Here is a 2,060-nt window from a genome sequence, read left to right as displayed (position 1 = left end):
AGCCGCCCGGATGGCGTTGTCCGTGAGCTGCCTCTGCCATGCGCCCACGCTGGGAGCCCAGCGGAAACCGTTGCTTTTCAACTCGGCCCGGGTGTCCGCGTCAGGCTTTCCATCAAAGAATACCTGCAAGCGGTTGTCCTCCCGGTTCATCTCCACACGGCCCCCGTCGAACTCCCAGCCGGAAAACTCCCGCTGCGCCTGTTTGGAGAGCTGTTCGATACGCGTCTTTACCCGGCGGATCTCCGCATTGTTGTTGGTAAGCTGGTAGCTTTCAAAGGGCCTCGGGTCGCTCCGCCAGTTTGCCGCCATGCTTGCTTTCAGCTTTTCGATCTGGTCCGGCGACAGCAGCGCACAGCCATCCAGCTTGCCATGCTTGCGGTGGAGCTTTTCAATCGCTGCCGGGTCATCGGCGCTGATCCCGCCCATGCCGGTACTGCGTATCTTATCCAGCAGCCCTTGAATATACCGCCATTCCTCCATGTTGCTGTCCCGGGCCCGGTTCTGTTTTTCCTTCTTTCCCACCGGGAAATTGGCAGGTCCGGCAATCATCACAGAGGGAACCCTTGCGTCAATGGCAAAGCCCTGGTTCATGTTTTCGGCCAGCTTGCGGGCGTAGGTGTCTAACAGATGGTCGATCTTCTCATGGTACATGGGGTCCACCCGGGATTTCTGCTGTTCCGCTATGGCGGCGGCCTTGTCCACCATTGCCCGGTATTCCGCCGTTGCGCTCCCTTCCTTGTAGTCGGAAAAGCTGTTCATTTCCTTTGCCCGGCGGGCGGCTCCTTCATTGATAGGGTAATAGTTGATGGTATGCACCTCCTTCATGCTTCGGGCCATGCTGGCCCGAAGTCTTACCGTTCTTCATGGGAAGGCCCCGCCTTGTCCTTTTTCGGAGCGGGCGGGGCTTCTTGAAACCGTTTGAGTGCAGCGAGAATGGAGTGGACAGGCTCGGCCTTTTCAGGATAGGCAAATATCCGGTGTTCCGGCGGAATGTCCTGTGGCCCGTGGTAATACTCCTTGAAGCCCTCCGGGACTGCCGACACATACCCACCGGGAGCGAATACGCCGCCCTCGTTGATACGCACATCCCGTCCGTATGCTTCATAATCGAAGTAGTTCTGAATGTGCTCCGGTATGTCGATAGTCCCAAGCTCGTCGGCGTAAAGACGGCCCAGCCCTTCATCATCAGAAATATCCGGGTAAAAGCGGTAAAGGTCAAGGTTCTGCGTCAGATTTATCAAATCCTTCACGCTCCTTGTGTGGTTTCCCAAGACAAGAGCGGCTTCAAAGGTTTCCAGTCCGCCCTTATCCCATACTTCCAGCAGGGCGTGGCCCAGCTCGTTCAGCTCGTCGATGTTCTCACATTCGTAGAGATAATCGTAGAGCCCCAGCACATCACTGTCAAAGCTGGTAAAGAACACTTCGCTGTACCGTTTCCCGTCTATCCCGATTTTGGCAAGAGCGGCCTGCAACTCCTGTGTCGTCATGGGGAAATGTACCGTTGTCCCTACCTCGATCCCCATCAAGGGGTACAGGGCGGTGTTGGTTATATAGGCTTCAAACATGGGCTCATTCCTCCTTTCCGGCCCGGTCAGCCAGCACCTCATAGATCCCGGCCATAATGTAATCGGCGCAAGGGAGGGCAATCGCATTTCCCAGCGCCTTGTAGCGTTGCAGAGGCCGGATCTCCACGCCGTCCGCCCCGTACTTTGTCCAGCCCTCCGGCAGCCCCATCAGCCGTTCGCTTTCCGTTTCCGTCAGAAAACGGATACAGCCGCCCGCCGGGTCGCCCTCATACCAGAAGGCGAAGGGCGTCACGTCACTGGCTAAAAGAGTGGGAAAAGGGTCAGTTGGTAATCCGAAGCTGTTTCGGAAGGCCGTTTCTTCCTGCCTTTTTGCCGCTCCCCGCATACGGAAGCACTGAAAGGGGTGGATGACTGGTATCTGCCGCCCTGTTTCAAAAGAAGCTGTTCGATCTCCTTCGGCGGCGGCCCGCCCGCCCTCTCCGCAAGGCGGAGGAAGTGGGAGCATTGGACGGGGCTTAAATAGTATGTCTGCGG

General features: G+C 57.3%; 2 protein-coding genes and 1 pseudogene. All 3 read right to left on the bottom strand.

Going from position 1 to position 2,060, the window contains the following annotated elements:
- On the bottom strand, positions 1-825 hold an 825-nt coding region (locus GPK90_RS13460; RefSeq protein WP_252197480.1), incomplete at its 3' end, for a hypothetical protein.
- Positions 826-851: 26 nt separating this feature from the next.
- Positions 852-1,565 (bottom strand): antirestriction protein ArdA, encoded by a 714-nt coding sequence (locus GPK90_RS13455; protein WP_215652076.1) that lies wholly within the window; start codon positions 1,563-1,565, stop codon positions 852-854.
- 4 nt (positions 1,566-1,569) lie between these two features.
- Positions 1,570-2,060, bottom strand: a pseudogene (locus GPK90_RS13450) (DNA cytosine methyltransferase); the annotation flags it as partial.

Source organism: Clostridium sp. MCC344 (genome assembly GCF_018785365.1).
Lineage (GTDB): Bacteria > Bacillota > Clostridia > Lachnospirales > Lachnospiraceae > Pilosibacter.
The sequence above is the reverse complement of the archived record's forward strand: the minus strand, read 5'-3'. Positions and strand labels throughout refer to the sequence as shown.